Source organism: Kitasatospora sp. NPDC086009 (assembly GCF_044540385.1).
Classification (GTDB): domain Bacteria; phylum Actinomycetota; class Actinomycetes; order Streptomycetales; family Streptomycetaceae; genus Kitasatospora.
In genome coordinates, this window is record NZ_JBITSA010000003.1 from 577,932 (window position 1) to 596,037 (window position 18,106).

Sequence of the window (18,106 nt, forward strand, 5' to 3'; positions counted from 1 at the left end):
CGACCGGGCCCGGGCCCGGGCTCGGGGCACCGGCGCCCCGCGCACACGGGGGCCGGCCGCCCGGCCACCTGTCACGCGCTCACGCGCTCAGGCCACCGTCGGCGTACGGAGCGAGGCGAGCGTCTCGGAGTACAGCATCTCCTTGATCTGCCCCCGGACCGGCCGGGACTTGCCGGCCAGCGCGCGGGCCCGCTCGACCGCGGTCCCGAGCAGCGCGTCGAGGTCCGCGACCTCGTCGACGATCCCGGCCGCGAGCGCCTCGCCGCCGCCGTAGCGGCGTCCGGTGGTCATCGCCTCGTGGGCCGTCCCCGGCGCCAACCGGGCCCGGATCAGATCCGACATGCCGCGCTGGAAGGGCAGGTCGAGATCAACCTCCGGCAGGCAGAAGTACCCCCGGTCGGCCCGCATCACCCGGACGTCGTGGGCCAGCGCCCACATCGCCCCGGCCGCGAAGGTGTGCCCGTTGAGCGCCGCGACGGTGACCACCGGCGAGGCCAGCGTCCGGGCGAGCAGCGCGTGCACCCGGTCCAGGTAGCCGGCGTACTGGTCGCCGTGGTCGAGCAGCCAGGCCAGGTCCAGACCGTTCGACCAGTACTTGCCGCTGCCCACCGTGACCAGCGCGCGCGGCCCCTGCGCGCCCTCCACCTCGTCGAACGCCGCCTCCAGAGCGGCGAGTCGGTCGGGGTGGAAGAGGTTCTCGTCGTCGGGGTCGAGCCGCAGGACGAAGACCTCGCCGTCCTGTTCCAGCTTCGGCATGCGTCGCTCCTTCGCGTAGTGGCGTCCCCGCCCGCAGGTGCGGGCGGGGCTCCGACGGCCGCGCCGGACCGGGTGGCCGCCCGCCGGCGGCCAACCGGTCCGGCCGCCCGGTCAGCTCCCGGGCCCGGCCAGCGTCAGCCCTTCGAGCTGCCCCTGCTCGTACGCGGCCACGATCGCGCGCCGCTGGAGCTTGCCGCTGCTGGTGCGCGGCAGCTGTCCGGGCTTCAGGTAGTGCACGTCCTCCGCCCGCACGGTGACGCCGATCGCCCGCACCAGGTGCTCGACGATCCGCGCCCGGCTGCCCGGCACGTCGTCCCGGGCCTCGCGGTCCACCTCGGTCAGGACCACGATGTCGGTGCCGATCTGCGCCACCGCGGTGCGGCCCTCCCGGACGAACGGGAGCTGCTCGACCGCCTGCTCGAAGTCGGCGGCGAACAGGCTGCGCCCGCCCACCTTGATCCGGTCGCTGATCCGGCCGGTGATGAACAGCTCCCCGGCGTCCAGGAAGCCGATGTCCCCGGTGGCGTAGTAGCCGTCCGGCCCCTCGATCGACCCGGGGCGGTCGAAGTAGGCCTCGGCGAGGCTGCCGCCGGCCAGCTCGATCTCGCCCAGCTCGTGCTCGCCGCAGACCCGCCCGTCCTCGCCGCGCAGCCGGACGGCGAACTCCGCCATCGGCCGGCCGACCGAGATCGCCGGGACGCCGGACGGTGAGGTCACCACCCGGATCTCGCCGCCCACCGGTCGGCTGGCCACCAGCAGGACGGCCTCGGCCATGCCGTAGCAGGGCATGAAGACGTCGCGCCGCAGACCGGCGGGCGCCATCAGGTCGAGGAACGCCTCCAGGTTCGGCAGGTTGATCGGCTCGCTGCCGAGGTAGATCGACCGCATCCCGGAGAGGTCGAGTTCGGCGATCTCCTCCGGGTCGAGGTCCTGCATCAGCTTGAGCGAGTAGTCGACGGCGAAGTTCGGGATGACGGTGCCGATGGCCCGCTCCCGGCCCATGTGCTCCCACCAGCCGCGCGCGTCGAACAGGAAGGTCACCGGCTCGGCGAGCAGCAGGTCGCAGCCGACGGTGAAGCAGGACAGCATGCCGCCGACCAGTCCCATGTCGTGGTAGAGCGGCAGCCAGCTGCTGACCCGCTCCCCGGGCTCGCGGCCGTCGGTCCGGGTGATCATGGCCAGGTTGGCCCGGAGCCGGCCGTGGGTCACCGGGACGCCCTTGGGGAAGGAGGTCGACCCGGAGGAGAACTGCACGAACGCCAGTTCGTCGTCCCCGGGCGTCCGCAGCCGGGCGCCGGCCCGGCGCAGGCCCGCCGGCGGCAGCGGCAGCGCCTCGACCGGCAGGTCGACGGCGGCCAGCGTGGGGACGCCGAGGATCCGGGCGGCGCCGAAGTCCGCCGCGACCCGGGCCAGGAACTCCTGGTAGCCCTCCCTCGGCGTGTTCAGCACGAAGGGCTTGACGGAGAGCGGCACCGCGCCGATCTCCATCAGCGCCAGGAACGCGAAGATCACCGGAACGGAGGTCTCGAACGGGAAGACCACCCTGGTCCCCGGTCCGATCCCCTGTTCCCGGAAGAAGTCCGCACTGGCGGCGATCCGCTCGGGGAAGTCCCGGTACGGCGTGAACTCCGCCGGATCGCCGTACTTCTCGTACAGGTGGAGCCCCCGCTCGGGCGGGCACTCCTGGTTGCGCTGGATGTGTTCGAGCACCGGACCCCTCCTACTCGTTCAGTTGCCGCTCGTTCATGGTTCGGTCGCCGCGTTCCGGAGCGGCGGTGTCCCGACGGGTCGTCAGGCCGGGGTGGAGGCGGCCAGGAAGTCCTGGAGGGAGACCAGGCAGCGCTGCTCCGCGTCCAGGAAGGCCACCGTCACCAGCGCGTCCACCGCCGGCCGGTCGGCCTCCGGAAGGTGGATCCGCTGCCGGAACCGGGCCCGGAAGGTCAGGCCCTCCTCGTCCCACTCCTCCTCCGAGGGGGAGACGAGCTCGGTCCGCACCTCGACCCGGCCGCGCGGGATCTCCGCCAGGTAGTCGATCTCGGTGCGGGCGACCACCGCGATCAGCCGGTCGCCGTGCACGAGCCCCTGCCGGCCGAGCCAGTCCCACCGCCCGGCCTCCAGGTACTCCAGCGCGACCGCGTTGTTGACGTGCCCCAGCGCGTCGAGGTCGTTGGGGCGCACCGGGAGCATGAGGCGTGATTCGCCGAAGAACACGTCGGACCGTCCGTTTTCGATCGTGCCGAAGGGCCCCGGCCGAGGAGCCGGGAGCCGCTGTACCGGGAGCCGTAGCAGCGGGAGCCGTGGTACCGGGAGCCGCCCGGGCGGAGTGTCCTGCCCGAGCGGCCGGGCGCCCGGGTGCCCGGCCGCCGGGCCGGCGCCCCGCGCGTTCACCGCAGGGCGCCGGCCGGGGCCGCGGGGCGGCGTCAGCTGTCGAGGAGGTCCATCCAGGTGTCCTCGACCTCCTCCCGGGAGTGCACCTCGATCCCGGTGATCTTCTTCAGAGCGCCGCAGACCAGCTGCTCCTTCTTCTCCATCGCCTCGGGCCGGTAGCCGGTCTCGGCGGTGTCCAGGTGGTCCCACCAGTTGACGTGGGTCCCCCGGTCCTCCTTCTGGTCCCGGGCGCTGCCCAGGAGTTCGCCGTCCTCGCGGAGGAAGAGGTGGGCCACCGCGAAGGCGTCCTTGGCGTGGTACTCGCCGCTGTCCACCAGAGCCTTGGCGAACGACACGAAGTAGTTGCGGTGCTGGATCTCGTCGGCCGCGACCTGCTTGAAGATCCGGCGCAGGCCCTCGTCCTGGATCACGTGCTGGCACTGGCCGTAGTTGACGGCGGCGGTGATCTCGGAGATCGCGAGCAGCACCAGGGTGCGCAGCATGTCGTCGTCCGGGAAGACCTTGCGGAACGCGAGGAAGGTCTCGTCGTCGATCGGCTCCATCCCGCTGACGTCCGCCAGCCGGTTGAAGACCGTCTCGTGGTGGGCCTCCTCCTCGTTCCAGTAGCGGCTCCAGGTGCCGCACGCCTCCATGACCGCCGCGAGCGCCGGGTTGGTCTTCTCCCAGCGGCGCACCTCGGCCTCGGCCTGCCGCTCCAGGCGGTCGGCGCCCGGCTTGGTGGTCAGCTCGGCCCGGCCGGCGTTCCACACCAGGTTGCGGTCGAGCGGGGTGAGGCTGTCCAGGTCGACGGCGGACAGCATCTCGACGACGCTCCACCGGCGCGACTCGTGCAGCCGCTGCTGCTCCCAGGTCACGTCGACGAGGGACATCCCGCGCACCGTCACCGCGTCCCAGAGGTCGGTGATGATGGCCGGCGGCTCGGCGGGGACGACCGCCTTCCGGATCACCGGTTCCGTCTCGATGACGCTCATGCGGCCGCCTCCTTCGCCTTCTGCTTCTCGAACTCCTCCAGGAACACCTTCAGCACCACCGGGGTCGCGGTGTCGAGGGGCAGCGCGGGCAGCCGCACCCGCACGCCGTAGTCCTTGCGGAGACCGTTGGCGGTCCGGGCGAAGGCTTCCATCAGGTCAATGCTGTTGGTCATTTTGGGACTCCGGCCGATCACATCGGCCAGCGTCACGTCGTCGGCGAAGACTTCCTCGTCGGCGAGGCCGGCGTGCTCGCCGAATTTCTGCCGGATGTAGGACTCAACTTCGGGCGTCACCATGGCTCAGAATCATACAAGTTGGCGATTGTGCAGGCCAAGTGATGCCTGTTACACGTAAGTTGACGAACCATCAGATCTGCTTCGCACAAACACCGCTGGACCCCCGGTCGGAACCGGGGGCCGAGTCGCGGTATTGGTCGGGGAATTCGGCCGAAATCACCGGAGGCCCGGTGGATCGGCAGGCGCGTCGCCCGCCGGGGTCCGGCGGATCGTCACCGCGGCGAGCAGGGCGACGGCGAGCGCGAAACCGATCGCCAGGTACCAGGTGTCACGCGCGGCGCCGAGTGCGTCGGCCGCCGAGGCGGTCACCACGGAGACCGCGAGGGCCGTCCCGAGGACGGCGCCGAGCTGACGGAAGGCCGCGTTCGCCGCACTCGCGGTGGCCAGCCGGGCCGGTTCGACCCCGGCCAGCGCGACCGCGCCCAGCACCGGCCAGACCAGTCCGGCCCCGGTGCCCATCACCACCGCCCCGGGCAGCCAGTGGGTGAGGAAGTCGGGCCCCCGGCCGCCGCCCCAGAGCAGCAGCAGCGTGCCGCAGGCGTAGATCAGGCAGCCGGCGATCACCACCGGGCGGTCCCCGAACCGCTCCGCGCACCGGCTCGCCGGGCGGGCGACCAGCGCGGTGGCGATCGGCGGCGGCGTGGTGGCGAGTCCGGCCGTGATCAGCGACCAGTGCCAGTGTCCGGTCAGGAACAGGATGTTGTTGAGGATGACCATGTAGAAGGTCACCGAGAACAGCATCGAACCGAGGTTGCCGCCGATGGCGCTGCGCGAGCGGAGCAGGTCCAGCGCGATGACCGGCGCGGGGTGGCGGGCGCTGCGCAGCACCGCCGCCACCGCCAGCAGCGCGCCACCGGCCAGCGCTCCGAGGGTGCCGGGGCTAGTCCACTCCCAGTCCGGGCCCTTGACCAGGCCCAGGGCGAGCAGGCCGAGCGCGCCGCCGAGCAGCGCCGCGCCCAGCACGTCCGGGGTCGGACCACCGCGCTCGCGCTGCTCGGTGAGCGAGCGGGAGGCCCAGACGGCCGCCACCCCGATCGGGATGTTCACCAGGAAGACCGCCCGCCACGACCAGTGCTCGGCCAGCAGCCCGCCGAGACCGGGGCCGATGCCGGCGGCCAGCGCCGCCGCCGCGCCCCAGATGGTGATCGCGATCAGCCGCCGGGCCATCGGGAACATCGGCATCAGTAGCGCGAGCGAGGTCGGCACCAGGATCGCCGCGCCCACCGCCTGCACCAGCCGCGCCGCGATCAGCACCGTCGCCGACCCGGCGAGCCCGCAGACCACCGAGGCCAGGGTGAAGAGCGAGAGGCCGACCGCGAACGACCGCCGGCAGCCGAGCCGGTCGGCGGCCCGGCCGGCCGGCATCAGGAAGGCCGCGATCACCACGTTGTAGCCGTTGAGCACCCAGGAGAGGGTCGGCAGGTCGGAGCCGGAGAAGGTCTTGGCGATGTTGGGGAACGCCACGTTCACGATGGTGCTGTCCAGGAAGGCCACGAAGGCTCCCAGGCAGCAGAGCAGCACCGGCCCGAGCGGCGGCCCGGCGGCCGGGCCGGCCACGACGGCGGGGCCCTTGACGGGTGCGACGGGCGATTCGGCCATGCGGGCGTCCTTCCTGGGCGACGGGATCGGGCGGTCGGCGCGCCGTCGGGGCACCGCGCCGCAGCGGCCCGTCCTCCCGGACCGGTCCGCACACCGCCGTCGAGCCGCCGGCCCCCGCCCGCGTCTCTCCCCCACGGGGGCACGCCTCACCGGCACGCCCCCACCGCACACCCCAGGAGCGTGTACGGGCACGCGGAACTGGCGTTCCCCCCGCATGTGAGCCGAGCGCGCGACGCCACGATCCGTCGCGCACGCCGCATCCGGCAACGGCACAGACCGCACTCGACCCCCCGCACACGCCGGTGGGCCTGATCAGATTGCTCGTTGTTACCCGCCAGTGTCAATCCCCTCCCGACCAGCGGACAGCGGTCGGGGGAACGCCCCTGACCTCCCGTCAGGGCGGCTTCACCCCCGCCCACCGGCCACGACGCCGACCGGCAGGGCAGCGGCCCCGCGGGCACGCCCGCGGGACCGCTCGCTTCGCGCCGGATCAGTTGACGACGACCGCCGGGCTGCCGGCCTGGCTGGTGTCGGTGACCGGGCCGTAGGTGGCCGAGAAGTAGCCGTCGGCCGGGCAGAGCGAGGAGCCGCCGCTCTTGGCGAAGTGCTCGGTGCGGAACGCCATGCTGTGGCCGGCGTTGTCCGCGGCGCCGGTGAACGCACCGCTGAGCTGGTAGCTGCAGGTGAGGGTGCCGAACCAGCTGTTGAGCACGGCGGTGGCCTGGATCGGCCCGGCGGTCCCCGAGGTGAGGGTGATCGGCAGCCCCGGGCCGTCGTCGACGGCGATGACGTGCGGGAAGTTGCCGACGGTCAGGCTCCGGACCGAGGTGACACCGGTGACGTTGCTGGTGCAGGAGCCGAAGGTCAGCCCGGTGAGGGACTCCGTGGCCGTACCGGGGGCCGCCGGGTTGCTCAGCACCTTGGCGGCGAGCTGGGAGGTGGCGCAGGTGACCCCGGTCGTGCTGGTCGCGGTCGAGTAGAAGGTGGCGCGGGTGTTCGCGGCGAGCGGCGCGGCGAGCGTGTCGCCCGCCGCGACGGCGCCGCCGCCGGCGGTCAGCACCGTGGTGGCGGTGACGGAGCCGGGCGCCGCCGACGCGGGGACAGCGCCCAGCGCGAACGCCGCGGTGGCGGCGAGGGCGGCGGCGAGGAGCGGGACAGGACGGTGAAGGCGCATGGGAAAGCCTCTTCCTCGGTGAGGGGGAATCGAGAAGGTGAACTTTCGTGGCTCCCCGCCGGTGGGGGATTCGGGGAGCTGACTACGTTGTAGAGCGGTGTCGGTGCACCGTCAAGGCACTGCACCGAACTTGCTGACTTTTCGTCAGCAAGAACCGGAGCGCCGATCGGCAGCCGGACCCGCGGCGGTGTGACTTACCCTCCACGCGGGTGACCGGACGCGGGAGGCGGCCGGGGTTCCCGCACCGGCGACGCCATAATCCCAGCACAGCACGGCGGTGAGCCGGATTCCGCCGCCGAACGCACAGCTACCCGAAGAAGAGGCGGACCGCCATGACCGACACCTCCTGGCCGAGCGACCCCGATGCCGACACCTCGATCCGGGAGCTGGCCCTTCGCTCCGGAGAGGTGCACAACGAGGTCCTGCGGGTGGTCCCCGAACTCCTCAGGCTCTCCCTGGACCAGCTCGTCGAGCGGGGGGAACGGGACCTCGCGGCGCTGCACGGCAAGGGGCGGCTGTCCGCCGCGGAGCTGGAGCAGCTGATCGACCTGCTGCGCCTGGTCCGCTCGGAGGCCTCGCCGAAGGACAAGTCCGACGGGGTCGACGCCGCGCTCGACCGCATCAGGACCTCGAACGGGCACCCCTACGCGGTGGTGATCGCCTCGATCGCCTCCGCCAGCAGCCGCGAGTTCCTCCGACGCGCCGAGGCGGCCGGCCCGGACGCGGTCGCCTTCAAGGCCTCGACCCTCGCGGTGGTCGCCTCGGACGTCGTCGGCGGGGTGGTCGGCGTCTTCGTCGGCGACGAGCTCTGCGGGGTGCCCTGCGGAGTCCTGGGCGGCGCCGCGGGCGCGCTGGGCGCGTCGCTCGCGGCCCAGGAACTCCTCTAGGTCGGCCCCGTCCTCAGCGGTGCTCGGGGTTCTCGAAGTCGAAGCGGCAGCCGGCGTCCCACTCGGAGCGCTGGTTGCCATGGGCGGGGATGCCGCCGGCGTCCTTGAGCATCCGGGCGAGGTGGAGCAGGTTCCAGGTCATGAAGGTGGCGTTGCGGTTGGTGAAGTCGTTCTCCGGACCGCCCGACCCCGGGTCGAGGTAGGACGGCCCCGGCCCCGCCTCCCCCACCCAGCCGGCGTCGGCCTGCGGCGGGATCACGTAGCCCAGGTGCTGCAGGCTGTAGAGGACGTTCATCGCGCAGTGCTTCGCGCCGTCCTCGTTCCCGGTGATCAGACAGCCGCCCACCCGGCCGTAATAGGCGTACTGACCCTCGGAGTTGAGGATCGACGAGCAGGCGTAGAGCCGCTCGATCACCTGCTTCGTCACCGAGGAGTTGTCACCCAGCCAGACCGGGCCGGCCAGGACGAGGATGTCGGCGGCCATCACCTGGCTGTAGAGCACCGGCCAGTCGTCGGTCTCCCAGCCGTGCTCGGTCATGTCGGGCCAGACGCCGGTGGCGATGTCGTGGTCGACCGCCCGGATCACGTTTACCTGGACGCCCTGGCGCTGCATGATGCCGGTGCTGAGGTCGATCAGGCCCTGGGTGTGGCTGCGCTCGGGTGAGCGCTTGAGGGTGCAGTTGAGGACCAGCGCGCTCAGGTCGTCGTAGCCGCGGGGCGAGGTGGACATCGGCGGGCCCTTTCCGGAGGAGGCGTTCGCCCACCAGTCCAGCCGCACGGCCGGGCCGCCGCCCGTCGGACTGGGCCGACCGCGCGGACGCCGGACGGACGCCGGGCCGGGAACGGTCCGGTCCGGGAACGGGCCGGTCCGGGAACGGTCCGGTCCGGGAACGGGCCGGGCCCGCTCAGCGCGGCGCCACGGGCAGCCGGCCGTCGGCGATCGCCCGGGTGAAGGCGGCGTGGTCGTCCCGGCGCCCGTGCGGCCGCCGCCGTACGGCGTAGCCGCCGGGCCGGTCCGCCGCCCCCTCGTAGGGTGCGAAGGATGAGCAGCCCAGTCAGCCGGCCCGAAGGCGGGCACCGCAGCGACCGTCCGGCGGCCGAGCGCACGGACTACGCGGGAGCGGTCTATGGCTCCATGCTCGCCGCCTCGGTGGTGGCGACCGCGAGTGCCGTCGGCGACTACCCGCGCTTCCAGCTCGGCGTCCTGCTGATCGTCACCGGCCTGGTGTTCTGGGGCGCCCACGTGTACGCCCGGCTCGCCGGTGAGCGCCAGGTCGGACAGCGGCTCACCTGGCGGCAGGCCCGCCGGATCGCCCGCCACGAGCGGCCCATCGTGGAGGCGGCGGTGGCCCCCGCGGTGGCGGTGCTGATCAGCCCGCTGCTCGGGCTGGGCCTCGCCGGGACGGCCTGGCTGGCGCTGGGCGTCGCCGTCGCCCAGCAGGTCGGGTGGGCGTTCGTGGGAGCCGTCCGGGCCGGTGCGAGCCGGCGGCAGGCGGCGCTGGAGGGGTTCGTCAACCTCGTCCTGGGCCTGGTCATCGTGGCCGCCAAAGCCGCCCTCGGGCACTGAGCGCGGCTCGTCCCGGCGCGGGAGCGGCGGCGGTGTCAGGCCTCGTCGGTGGGCGGGCCGGCCGGCGGCAGGACCGGGGTGACCAGCAGCCGGGCGGCCAGTATCGCGCCACCGGTGACGGCGGCCAGCGTGGCGTCGTGGAAGGGGCGCAGGTTGCGCTCGTGCCAGAGCGTCTGGGTGGTGGCCCAGGCGGCGTCCAGCGCGCGGGCGACGGAGAAGCTGGCGACGAGGTGCTGCAGGGACTCGGCGGCCCGGGCGTCCGGCGTGCCGAGCCGCGCCTCGAAGGAGGCCCGGGCCTCGGCCTCGGCCTGCCCCAGCAGTGCGGCGGCCCGGAGGTGGTCGGCGTGCACGGGCGGCGTGTCCGGCGTGGTGCGGCGCTCGATGCAGGTCTCCACCAGGCCCAGCGGGAGGTCGTGGCTGAGGTGCGCGCTCATCCCCGCGAAAGCGAACTGGATCGGCCGGACCGACCGGTCTCCCCGGGCCTCGAACAGCGGCTGCCAGGCCTCGTTGACCGGGCGACCCGCCTCGGCGTCCTCGACCGCGTCGAGGTAGGCACCGGCGAGGACCACCTCCAGGCCCTCGGTGAACGCCCCGTCCTGGAAGGAGCCCGCGGCCAGGTGGCCGCCGATCAGTTCGGCGACCCTCAGGTACATCCGGTTGAAGCAGGCCACACCGTCCCGCGGGTCCAGCCGGGCCTCCACCGCCCGCATCCGCCCGACGACCTCGTCGAGGCTCCGCGCGGGCCTGGCGTGCGCGTATGTCATGGCCGTCCTCCCGGAGAAGCGGTCGGTGCGGGGTCGGACCCGGCTGCCACCTGTACCCAGACTGCCACCTCCGCGCGGCGGCCACCGCCGCCGGGCCCGCGCACCCCGCGCTCGGACCCCGCGCTCGCACCGCCGCCGGTCGCCCGAACCGCGCCCCACCGGCCGACCGCAGCACCGGCCGACCACGCCACCGGCCGGCCGACCGTGCCGGGGCCCGGAACGCGCCTAGGGCCGTCCTCGCCGGCGGGGCGGGGACGGCCCTAGGCCGGTCCGGATCAGGGGCGGGCGCCTCCCCGGGTCGAGACGGCGACGTAGTCCACCCGCATCGGGTGCCCCGGCTCGGTGGCCGGACCGGGCACGCCGCCGAGCGCGGCGGGCAGGTTGCCGCCGACCGCGACGTTCAGGATCAGGAAGAGCCCGTGGCCGACGGCCCGGTCCCAGGTCGCGCGGTCCATCTGCGCGGCCGTGACCCGGTGGTGCTCGCGCCCGTCGAGGTACCAGCGGACCTGCTCGGCCCCGGGCGTGAGGTCGACCTCCACCGCGTAGCTGTGGAAGCCCGTGCGGCAGTCCGGGCACGACTGGTCGCCCGAGCCGAGGCCCTTCGGCTCCTGGCAGGGGCCACCCTCCAGGGTGCCGCAGTGCATCGTGCCGAAGATCGAGCCGCGGCCGTTGACCTGCTCCATCACATCGAGCTCACCGATCGCGGGCCAGCCGGTGAAGCCGTTGCGCAGCTCACCGCCGAGCGTCCAGAAGGCCGGCCAGTACCCGGCGGCGGCCGGTCCGGTGACGTCGGGCAGCGCGATCGAGGCCTCGATCCGCAGCACTCCGCCGGGCGGCGGGGCGAGGTCGGAGCGGCGGGACTCGATCCGGCCCGAGCTCCACCGGCCGTTCTCCAGGGTGGGGACGATCTCCAGCGCGCCCCGGCCGTCGAGACGGACGTTGGCGGTCGAGTCGGTCATCGTCTCGATCTCCCCGGTGCCCCACTGCGGAGCCGGGCAGCCCGGGTAGCAGGTCCCCAGGTCGTACTGCCAGTGCTCGGCGGAGGGGCGGCTGCCGGCCGGGCCCTCGAAGTCGTCCCGCAGCACCGGTGTCCAGCCGTCGGCGCCGGGCTTCCCCGGTCCGGTGGCGACACCCCCGGTAGCGCCGGCGGCGGGCACCAGCCCGGCCTCGGTCAGCAGCCGTTCGAGCCGGGGCGTCAGGACGACGGCCGCGACGTTGGTCAGGTGCGCGTCGTCCCGGTAGAGCAGGATGCGCTCCAGGACGGCGGGGCAGCTGCGCCCCGCACCCGGGCAGAGGACGGAGTTCAGCTCGACCGACCGGACGCCCGGCACCCGGCCGGCCGCGATCTCCTCGGCGAGCGGGTCGGGCCACTGCGCACGGGCGCGCGGGAACTCGCAGGCGGCCGGGTCCTCGGTGTGCCCGGAGACGCAGGCCGGAACGTCCGTCCCGGGGATCGGGGTGTCCTGGATGTAGACGATCGGCACTCCGAGCGCGCGCAGCGGCGCCAGTGTCCGCTCCCAGCCGTCCAGCAGCAGCCGTCGGTCGTCGGTGTAGCGGTTGAGCGCGGAGACCACGATCAGCTTGGGTTTCGGCCCGCTGCGCAACCGCTCCAGGCTGGCCGTCCGCCAGCTGTCGCACTCCCAGTAAGCCCGCCCCAACTGCGGATTGACGACGTCGAGTTCGGGCAGCGGGCAGCCCTGCTTGACCAGTTCCTCCAGGGCCCAGTGGCGCCCCGCCGCGATGGCGAGCAGCGAGGAGAACCACTGGCCGGCGTGCGAGTCGCCGAGCAGGACGATCCGGTCCGCAGCGGTGGTCTCGCCGAACAGGCAGGCGGGGCTGGTGACGGCGCTCGGCGCCACCTCGCACTCGCCGTCCGGCGGGAAGTCCTTGCGCGCCTGCGCGGCGGCCGGGACGACCGCCGCGGTCTTCGGCGGGGTGGCGGTGCGCACCAGCAGGGAGGTGCCGTCGGGCGAGCCGGGCGGCAGGCCGAGCAGGTCCACCGGCCCGGCCGGCCCGAGCAGCCGCAGCGTCCCGGTTCCGACGACCAGCGCCAGCACCACCGGGACGATCACTGCGGTGAGCCCCAAGGAGAGCCCGCGCCTGGGGAGTTCGGCCACGGTCCGGTTGCGGCGCAGCGGCTGTTCGATCCAGCGCAGCACCGCCACGGCGGGCAGCGCGGCCGCCGCGCTCAGCGCCACCTTGACCGGCCAGCCGAGCGTCCCTAACCGGGCCTCGGTGAGCACCAGAACCGGCCAGTGCCACAGGTACAGGTTGTAGGAGAGCCGGCCGATCGCGCGCGGGGCCCGCAGGCCGAGCAGCCGGTCCGCGCCGTACCGGGTGGCGACGACGGCGCCGCCGTCCCGCCGGTCCGGCGTCCCGGCCAGGATGATCGCGGCGGTGGCGAGGGTCGGGACCAGTGCGGCGTACCCCGGGTAGGGGGTGCCGGCGTCGTAGGCGAGGACGCACCAGCCGATGGCCAGCAGGCCGGCCCAGCCGGTGAGCAGCCGCAGCGGGCGCGGTCCGCGCAGCCGGTGCCAGGGCAGCAGGGCGAGCAGCGCCCCGACCCCGAACTGCCAGACCCGCGAGGGCGTGCCGAGGTAGGCGAGCGAGACCGAGCTCTGCGTCCAGTGCAGCGAGAGCGCGAACGAGCCCAGCGTCAGCGCCCCCGCGACCGCGGCCGCCACCGTGCGGACGGCCCGGCCGCGGCGGACCGCCCGGGCCGCCAGGAACACGATCAGCGCGACCAGTGGCGCCCAGAACAGGTAGAACTGCTCCTCCACCGCGAGCGACCAGAAGTGCAGCAGCGGGCTCTGGTCGCGCCCGGCCGCGAGGTAGTCGGTCTGCTGGGAGACGAAGCGCCAGTTGGCGACGGAGAGCGCCGCGGCCAGCACGTCGTGCTCCAGGTCGGCACGGCGCAGCGGGACGGTCAGCCAGGCGCCCGCCAGCGCGACCGCGCCGAGCACCACGGCGGCCGAGGGCAGCAGCCGGCGCGCCCGGCGGGAGAAGAACTCCCCCAGCCGGACCCGGCCGGTGGTGACGGCCTCGCGCACCAGCAGTCCGGTGATCAGGTAGCCGGAGACGACGAGGAAGACGTCGACGCCGACGAACCCGCCGGCCAGGCCGGGTACGGAGGCGTGGAAGGCGAGCACCGCGAGGACCGCCACCGCGCGCAGGCCCTCGATGTCGGGGCGGAAGCCGGCCGGGCGGGGCGCAGGCCCCGGGCTGCCGGACGCCCGCACGCCGGAGCCCCGGGAGCCGGAGCCGCCGCGCGGCGGCCCGGGGATGGTGTAAGTACCCGGCAGGAGCTCCGGATCCGCGGTCGGTGGCACAGGTGTGTTCGGTGACATCGAGGTGGTCGGTGTGATCGGGGTCGGAGACATCGGTGTGGTCGGGGACATCGGTGTGACGACCTTTCAACCCAGCCAGGGCAGCATCGGGCGGACCCAGCCGGAGGCGAGCAGGGCGGTGAGCACGAGGGTGGCGGTGGCGGCCAGCGCTTCGGGCCAGCGCCGCGGCAGCATGCCCGTCCGGGCCGCGCGCCGGGACAGCAGCCGGCGCGGGGCGCCGGGGCGGTCCGGGTCGGCCGCGCGCTGCCCGCCGGCTGGGCGCAGCTCGCCGACCAGGTCGCGGATCAGCGGGAGGCCGATCTGGCACTGCACGGCAAGGTAGAGGCCGAGGCCCCAGTTGGGCTCCCAGCCGTTGCGGGCGACCGCGAGCGAGAGGCCCGCGGCGGCCGCGCCGACGGAGGCGCAGAGCCACCCGAGCGAGACCAGGACCACCTGGCGGGCCAGGCCGCCCGGCTTCGCCCGGCCGGCGCCGGTGGGCACCCAGGCCGCGCTGCGGCCGCGCAGGGTGTGCCAGAAGGCGGCGCCGGCGGCCACGCTCATCAGCACGTTGGAGCGGATCACCTCGATCCGCCAGCGGGTCCGGCTGATCCGGGGCAGCAGGACGTGCCAGAGCCAGAGCGGCGCGAGCAGCGGCAGGACGTGCCAGGGCCGGATCTGGTCCGGGTACCAGAACATCATCACCAGCGGCGGCAGCGGTGCCACGAAGAGGTTCACGGCGGCGGCCAGGTAGCCGACGACGCCCTCGTAGAAGCAGAGCCGCATCCGCCAGGGCGCCCGGATCCGCTTGAGCACGGGCGAGCCGAGCAGGTGCAGGTTGCCCATCGCCCAGCGGTACTGCTGGTTGACGTAGGAGGCGAGGTTGTCGGGCGAGGTGCCCTTGGCGACCAGCACCGGGACGTACAGCGTCCGGTACCCCTGCTCGTACAGGCCGAGGCCGGTGAAGAGGTCCTCGCTGTGGTCGAGCCGGGCGAAGCCGCCGGCCGCGTCGATCGCCGTGCGCCGGTAGACCGCGTTGCTGCCGCAGCAGATCGCCGCGTCGCTGGCGTCCCTGGAGGGCTGGATCCAGCGGAAGAACCACTCCTGCGCCGAGCCGGCGGCACGCTGGATCCAGTCCATCGTCTCGTCGGTGTCGAAGCACTGCGGGCTCTGCACGATGCCGATCCGGGCGTCGGCGAAGTACGGCACGAGGTGGCGCAGGAAGTCCGGCCTGGGCGCGAAGTCGGCGTCCAGGATGGCGATGTACTCGGCGCGGCTCAGGGTGAGCGCGTGGTTGAGGTTGCCCGCCTTCTTGAGGTGCCCGCGGTCGGGCCGCACGACGTACTCGTAGCCGTGCGCGGCCGCCAGGTCGGCGACCTCGGCGCGGTCGGCGTCGTCGAGCACCCAGACGGTCAGCGCACCCGGCCAGTCGAGCCGCCGGACGGCGCGGTAGGCGTTCTCCAGGACGTCGAGCGGTTCGCCGCAGGTCGGCAGGTAGAGGTCGACGGTCGGCAGCTCACCGGGGTTCCAGGCGTGCACCAGGACTTCGTGCGACTGCCTGGTCAGCCGCCGCTGGCGGAGGCTGTTGACCGAGGAGAGCCCGAGCGCGACGACGTTGAGCGCGAGGACGGCGAGAAAGCCCCAGAGGGCCGGGGTCCGCAGCGAGAAGGTGAACATGGTCGCCGCGGTGAAGACGAAGGCCAGCGAGGTCAGCACCAGCACCCAGCGGCGTTGTGGTCCGAAATACCAGTACAGCTCCTGATCGGAAGGAGGTTGAGGAAGGTGTTGGACAGTCATGAGGCCCCCACAGCCGCGTTTCTGACAGCTCCGCGGCCACAGTACCTCATTGGTATAGACCATTCGGGCGGCCGTCCGAGAGCTGGGACGCCCGCCGGCGGCGCCCGCCCCGCGCCGCGATCGCCCGGCCACCGCGGCCGGATGCGGAGGAAAGCGGCAGGTCACAGCGGTGACGGCGGCGCCCCGCCCACCCCGGGGGTCCGTCGGGCGCAGCCGTCCGCTCCCCGCCAGGACGCCTCCGGGCCCTCGCCGATCCCCCGCCCCGACGCCTGCGTGACTGCGCGCCGCCCCCGTCGCGACCCCTGATCGCCTCCCGCCGGCCACCCACCCGTCGCCTCGGGCGCCACTCCTCCCCCTCCCGACCCCTCGCCCCCCGGGTCGGACGGCCGCCCCCTCCCCCGATTGGCGGTGCGTCGCACTCGTTCGGCGCAGTCCGGATCGTGCCGGCGCCCCGGTGTTCCCAGACTCGGAGGCGGGGGTGGACTCAACCGGAGAGGCATCCTCATGTACATCGGGCTTCGCCGCATCGTCGCGGTGACCGCAGTGGTAACCGTCGGCATGGGCCTGGCGTCGTGCGGCAGCGCCAAGCAGTCGACCGGCACCACGTCCTCGGGCAGCGCGAGCGGCACCGCAGGAGGAGCGATCAAGATCGGGCTGCTACTGCCGGAGACCAAGACGACCCGGTACGAGCAGTTCGACCGCCCGCTGATCGAGCAGAAGATCAAGGAACTCGCGCCGAACGCGCAGATCGACTACTACAACGCCAACGAGAACGCGACCACCCAGCAGACCCAGGTGGACACCGCGCTGACCAAGGGCGACCAGGTGCTGATCCTGGACGCGGTGGACTCCAAGTCGATCCAGTCCTCCGTCCAGAAGGCGCACGACGCGGGCGTGAAGGTCATCGCGTACGACCGCCTGGCGCAGGGTCCGGTCGACGCGTACGTGTCCTTCGACAACAAGAAGGTCGGCGAGCTGCAGGGCCAGGCCCTGGTGGCGGCCGTCGGCGACAAGGCGAACGCCGGGTCGATCATCATGATCAACGGCTCGCCGACCGACCCCAACGCGGCCGACTTCAAGGCCGGCGCGCACAGCGCGATCGACGGGAAGCTCAAGATCGGCAAGGAGTACGACACGCCGAACTGGGACCCGAACAACGCCAACCAGGAGGCCGCCGCCGCGATCACCGCGATCGGCGCGCCCAACGTCGTCGGCGTCTACTCGGCCAACGACGGCATGGCCGCCGGTATCGCGACCGCACTGAAGGCGGCGAACCTCAGCGTGCCGCTGACCGGCCAGGACGCCCAGCTGGACGCGGTGCAGCGGATCCTGGTCAACACCCAGACCATGTCGATCTACAAGCCGTTCAAGCCGGAGACCGACGCGGCCGCGCGGATGGCGGTGGCCTACGCCCAGGGTTCGAGCCCGGCCCCCGACCTGGTGCCGACCACGGTGACCAACGGCAGCGGCAACAAGGTCCCGGCCGACCTGATCACCCCGGTGGTGCTGACCAAGGACAACATCAAGACCACCGTGGTCGCCGACGGCCTCTACACCGTCGCGCAGATCTGCACGCCCGACTACGCCGCCGCCTGCGCCGAGGCCGGCCTCTCGTAGCGGCGCCGGGCCCCGGGCTCCGCCCCCCGGAGCGGCCCCGGCCCGGCCCCGGTCGCGTGCGGCACCGGACCGGCAGCACCCCGAAGAAGCACCCGAAGCCGAAGACGCCCCGCCTCCCCCCGGAGGCGGGGCAAGGGAGTTGGTCACTGTGGCAGGTGAGACCGTACTGGCCCTGCGCGGGGTCTCCAAACGGTTCGGCGCCGTACAGGCGCTCACCGACATCGAGCTGGAGGTGCACACCGGCGAGGTACTGGCGCTGGTCGGGGACAACGGCGCCGGCAAGTCCACCCTGGTCAAGGCGATCGCCGGGGTGCACCAGCCGGACGAGGGCGTCATCGAGTGGCAGGGCCGCCCGGTCTCCATCCACCGCCCCCAGGACGCCCAGCACCTCGGCGTGGCCACCGTCTACCAGGACCTCGCGCTCTGCGACAACCTCGACGTCGTCGGGAACCTCTTCCTGGGCCGCGAGATCAAGCGCTTCGCCGTCCTCGACGAGGTCGAGATGGAGAAGCGCTCGCGCGAGCTGCTGGACACGCTGTCCATCCGCATCCCCAGCGTGCGGATCCCGATCGCCTCGCTCTCCGGCGGCCAGCGCCAGGTGGTCGCGATCGCCCGCGCGCTGATCGGCTCGCCCAAGGTCGTGATGCTGGACGAGCCGACCGCCGCCCTCGGCGTCGAGCAGACCGCCCAGGTCCTCGACCTCGTCGAACGCCTCCGCGAGCGGGGCCTCGGCGTGATCCTGATCAGCCACAACATGGCGGACGTGATGGCGGTCGCGGACACCGTGGCGGTCCTGCGGCTCGGCCGCAACAACGGCGTCTTCGACCGGCGCTCCACCAACCAGGAACAGATCATCTCGGCCATCACCGGGGCCACGGACAACGCGGTGACCCGCCGACAGGCCCGCGGCACGGAGGGCACCCCATGAGCGACCACATCCCGGGCGGCGACGACGGCCGCCGCCACC

15 protein-coding genes are annotated in these 18,106 nt (G+C 73.4%); 4 read left to right on the top strand and 11 right to left on the bottom strand.

What is annotated here, in order from left to right; translation table 11 throughout:
• Positions 1-87: 87 nt before the first annotated feature.
• From ACIF6L_RS11670 to ACIF6L_RS11700, 7 genes are all read right to left on the bottom strand, one after another.
• A complete protein-coding gene (locus ACIF6L_RS11670) occupies positions 88-756 on the bottom strand; it encodes an enoyl-CoA hydratase/isomerase family protein (protein WP_396488116.1) in 669 nt (222 codons plus the stop codon).
• A 111-nt stretch (positions 757-867) separates the two neighbouring features.
• A complete protein-coding gene (locus tag ACIF6L_RS11675; protein WP_352287629.1) occupies positions 868-2,466 on the bottom strand; it encodes an AMP-binding protein in 1,599 nt (532 codons plus the stop codon).
• An 81-nt stretch (positions 2,467-2,547) separates the two neighbouring features.
• Positions 2,548-2,943 (bottom strand): acyl-CoA thioesterase, encoded by a 396-nt coding sequence (locus ACIF6L_RS11680; protein WP_329490309.1) that lies wholly within the window; start codon positions 2,941-2,943, stop codon positions 2,548-2,550.
• Between the two features lie 233 nt (positions 2,944-3,176).
• On the bottom strand, positions 3,177-4,115 hold the full coding sequence (locus ACIF6L_RS11685) for an acyl-ACP desaturase (RefSeq protein WP_329490308.1): 939 nt from the start codon (positions 4,113-4,115) through the stop codon (positions 3,177-3,179).
• A complete protein-coding gene (locus ACIF6L_RS11690) occupies positions 4,112-4,411 on the bottom strand; it encodes a hypothetical protein (RefSeq protein ID WP_329490307.1) in 300 nt (99 codons plus the stop codon). Before ACIF6L_RS11690 ends, ACIF6L_RS11685 begins: the two co-directional genes overlap by 4 nt.
• Before the next feature lie 156 nt (positions 4,412-4,567).
• Positions 4,568-6,010 (bottom strand): MFS transporter, encoded by a 1,443-nt coding sequence (locus ACIF6L_RS11695; RefSeq protein WP_396488118.1) that lies wholly within the window; start codon positions 6,008-6,010, stop codon positions 4,568-4,570.
• A gap of 490 nt (positions 6,011-6,500) precedes the next feature.
• The gene (locus ACIF6L_RS11700; protein WP_396488120.1) at positions 6,501-7,184 is read right to left on the bottom strand and encodes a Tat pathway signal sequence domain protein; all 684 of its coding nucleotides are present in this window, start codon (positions 7,182-7,184) and stop codon (positions 6,501-6,503) included.
• Positions 7,185-7,516: 332 nt separating this feature from the next.
• On the opposite strand from ACIF6L_RS11700, the gene ACIF6L_RS11705 reads away from it, so the two are divergent.
• The gene (locus tag ACIF6L_RS11705) at positions 7,517-8,071 is read left to right on the top strand and encodes a hypothetical protein (RefSeq protein ID WP_359805300.1); all 555 of its coding nucleotides are present in this window, start codon (positions 7,517-7,519) and stop codon (positions 8,069-8,071) included.
• Between the two features lie 13 nt (positions 8,072-8,084).
• On the opposite strand, the gene ACIF6L_RS11710 is transcribed toward ACIF6L_RS11705, so the two are convergent.
• A complete protein-coding gene (locus tag ACIF6L_RS11710) occupies positions 8,085-8,801 on the bottom strand; it encodes a flavodoxin family protein (RefSeq protein ID WP_396488122.1) in 717 nt (238 codons plus the stop codon).
• Positions 8,802-9,113: 312 nt separating this feature from the next.
• On the opposite strand from ACIF6L_RS11710, the gene ACIF6L_RS11715 reads away from it, so the two are divergent.
• Entirely contained in the window at positions 9,114-9,638 is a 525-nt protein-coding gene (locus tag ACIF6L_RS11715) for a hypothetical protein (RefSeq protein WP_359805296.1), read from the top strand.
• Between the two features lie 35 nt (positions 9,639-9,673).
• On the opposite strand, the gene ACIF6L_RS11720 is transcribed toward ACIF6L_RS11715, so the two are convergent.
• From ACIF6L_RS11720 to ACIF6L_RS11730, 3 genes are all read right to left on the bottom strand, one after another.
• Positions 9,674-10,402, bottom strand: coding sequence for a DUF5995 family protein (locus ACIF6L_RS11720; protein ID WP_396488124.1), 729 nt, complete (start codon positions 10,400-10,402; stop codon positions 9,674-9,676).
• Positions 10,403-10,677: 275 nt separating this feature from the next.
• Complete coding sequence (locus ACIF6L_RS11725; protein ID WP_396488202.1) at positions 10,678-13,749, bottom strand: acyltransferase family protein; 3,072 nt, start codon at positions 13,747-13,749, stop codon at positions 10,678-10,680.
• Between the two features lie 66 nt (positions 13,750-13,815).
• On the bottom strand, positions 13,816-15,522 hold the full coding sequence (locus ACIF6L_RS11730) for a glycosyltransferase family 2 protein (RefSeq protein ID WP_396488126.1): 1,707 nt from the start codon (positions 15,520-15,522) through the stop codon (positions 13,816-13,818).
• Positions 15,523-16,026: 504 nt separating this feature from the next.
• Between ACIF6L_RS11730 and ACIF6L_RS11735 the strand changes: the two genes are divergently transcribed.
• Both ACIF6L_RS11735 and ACIF6L_RS11740 read left to right on the top strand, forming a co-directional pair.
• Positions 16,027-17,139 carry a sugar ABC transporter substrate-binding protein gene (locus tag ACIF6L_RS11735; RefSeq protein WP_396488128.1) on the top strand — a complete coding sequence of 371 codons (1,113 nt, stop codon included), beginning with the start codon at positions 16,027-16,029 and terminating at the stop codon, positions 17,137-17,139.
• 148 nt (positions 17,140-17,287) lie between these two features.
• The gene (locus tag ACIF6L_RS11740) at positions 17,288-18,067 is read left to right on the top strand and encodes an ATP-binding cassette domain-containing protein (RefSeq protein ID WP_396488130.1); all 780 of its coding nucleotides are present in this window, start codon (positions 17,288-17,290) and stop codon (positions 18,065-18,067) included.
• The last annotated feature ends 39 nt before the right edge of the window (positions 18,068-18,106 follow it).

Bases quoted from the DNA above. Each gene is read 5' to 3' on its own strand.
- ACIF6L_RS11735 (WP_396488128.1), top strand. From the start codon at position 16,027: ATGTACATCGGGCTTCGCCGCATCGTCGCGGTGACCGCAGTGGTAACC.
- ACIF6L_RS11670 (WP_396488116.1), bottom strand. From the start codon at position 756: ATGCCGAAGCTGGAACAGGACGGCGAGGTCTTCGTCCTGCGGCTCGAC.
- ACIF6L_RS11730 (WP_396488126.1), bottom strand. From the start codon at position 15,522: ATGACTGTCCAACACCTTCCTCAACCTCCTTCCGATCAGGAGCTGTAC.
- ACIF6L_RS11680 (WP_329490309.1), bottom strand. From the start codon at position 2,943: ATGCTCCCGGTGCGCCCCAACGACCTCGACGCGCTGGGGCACGTCAAC.
- ACIF6L_RS11710 (WP_396488122.1), bottom strand. From the start codon at position 8,801: ATGTCCACCTCGCCCCGCGGCTACGACGACCTGAGCGCGCTGGTCCTC.
- ACIF6L_RS11705 (WP_359805300.1), top strand. From the start codon at position 7,517: ATGACCGACACCTCCTGGCCGAGCGACCCCGATGCCGACACCTCGATC.
- ACIF6L_RS11685 (WP_329490308.1), bottom strand. From the start codon at position 4,115: ATGAGCGTCATCGAGACGGAACCGGTGATCCGGAAGGCGGTCGTCCCC.
- ACIF6L_RS11715 (WP_359805296.1), top strand. From the start codon at position 9,114: ATGAGCAGCCCAGTCAGCCGGCCCGAAGGCGGGCACCGCAGCGACCGT.
- ACIF6L_RS11725 (WP_396488202.1), bottom strand. From the start codon at position 13,749: ATGTCACCGAACACACCTGTGCCACCGACCGCGGATCCGGAGCTCCTG.
- ACIF6L_RS11720 (WP_396488124.1), bottom strand. From the start codon at position 10,402: ATGACATACGCGCACGCCAGGCCCGCGCGGAGCCTCGACGAGGTCGTC.
- ACIF6L_RS11700 (WP_396488120.1), bottom strand. From the start codon at position 7,184: ATGCGCCTTCACCGTCCTGTCCCGCTCCTCGCCGCCGCCCTCGCCGCC.
- ACIF6L_RS11690 (WP_329490307.1), bottom strand. From the start codon at position 4,411: ATGGTGACGCCCGAAGTTGAGTCCTACATCCGGCAGAAATTCGGCGAG.
- ACIF6L_RS11695 (WP_396488118.1), bottom strand. From the start codon at position 6,010: ATGGCCGAATCGCCCGTCGCACCCGTCAAGGGCCCCGCCGTCGTGGCC.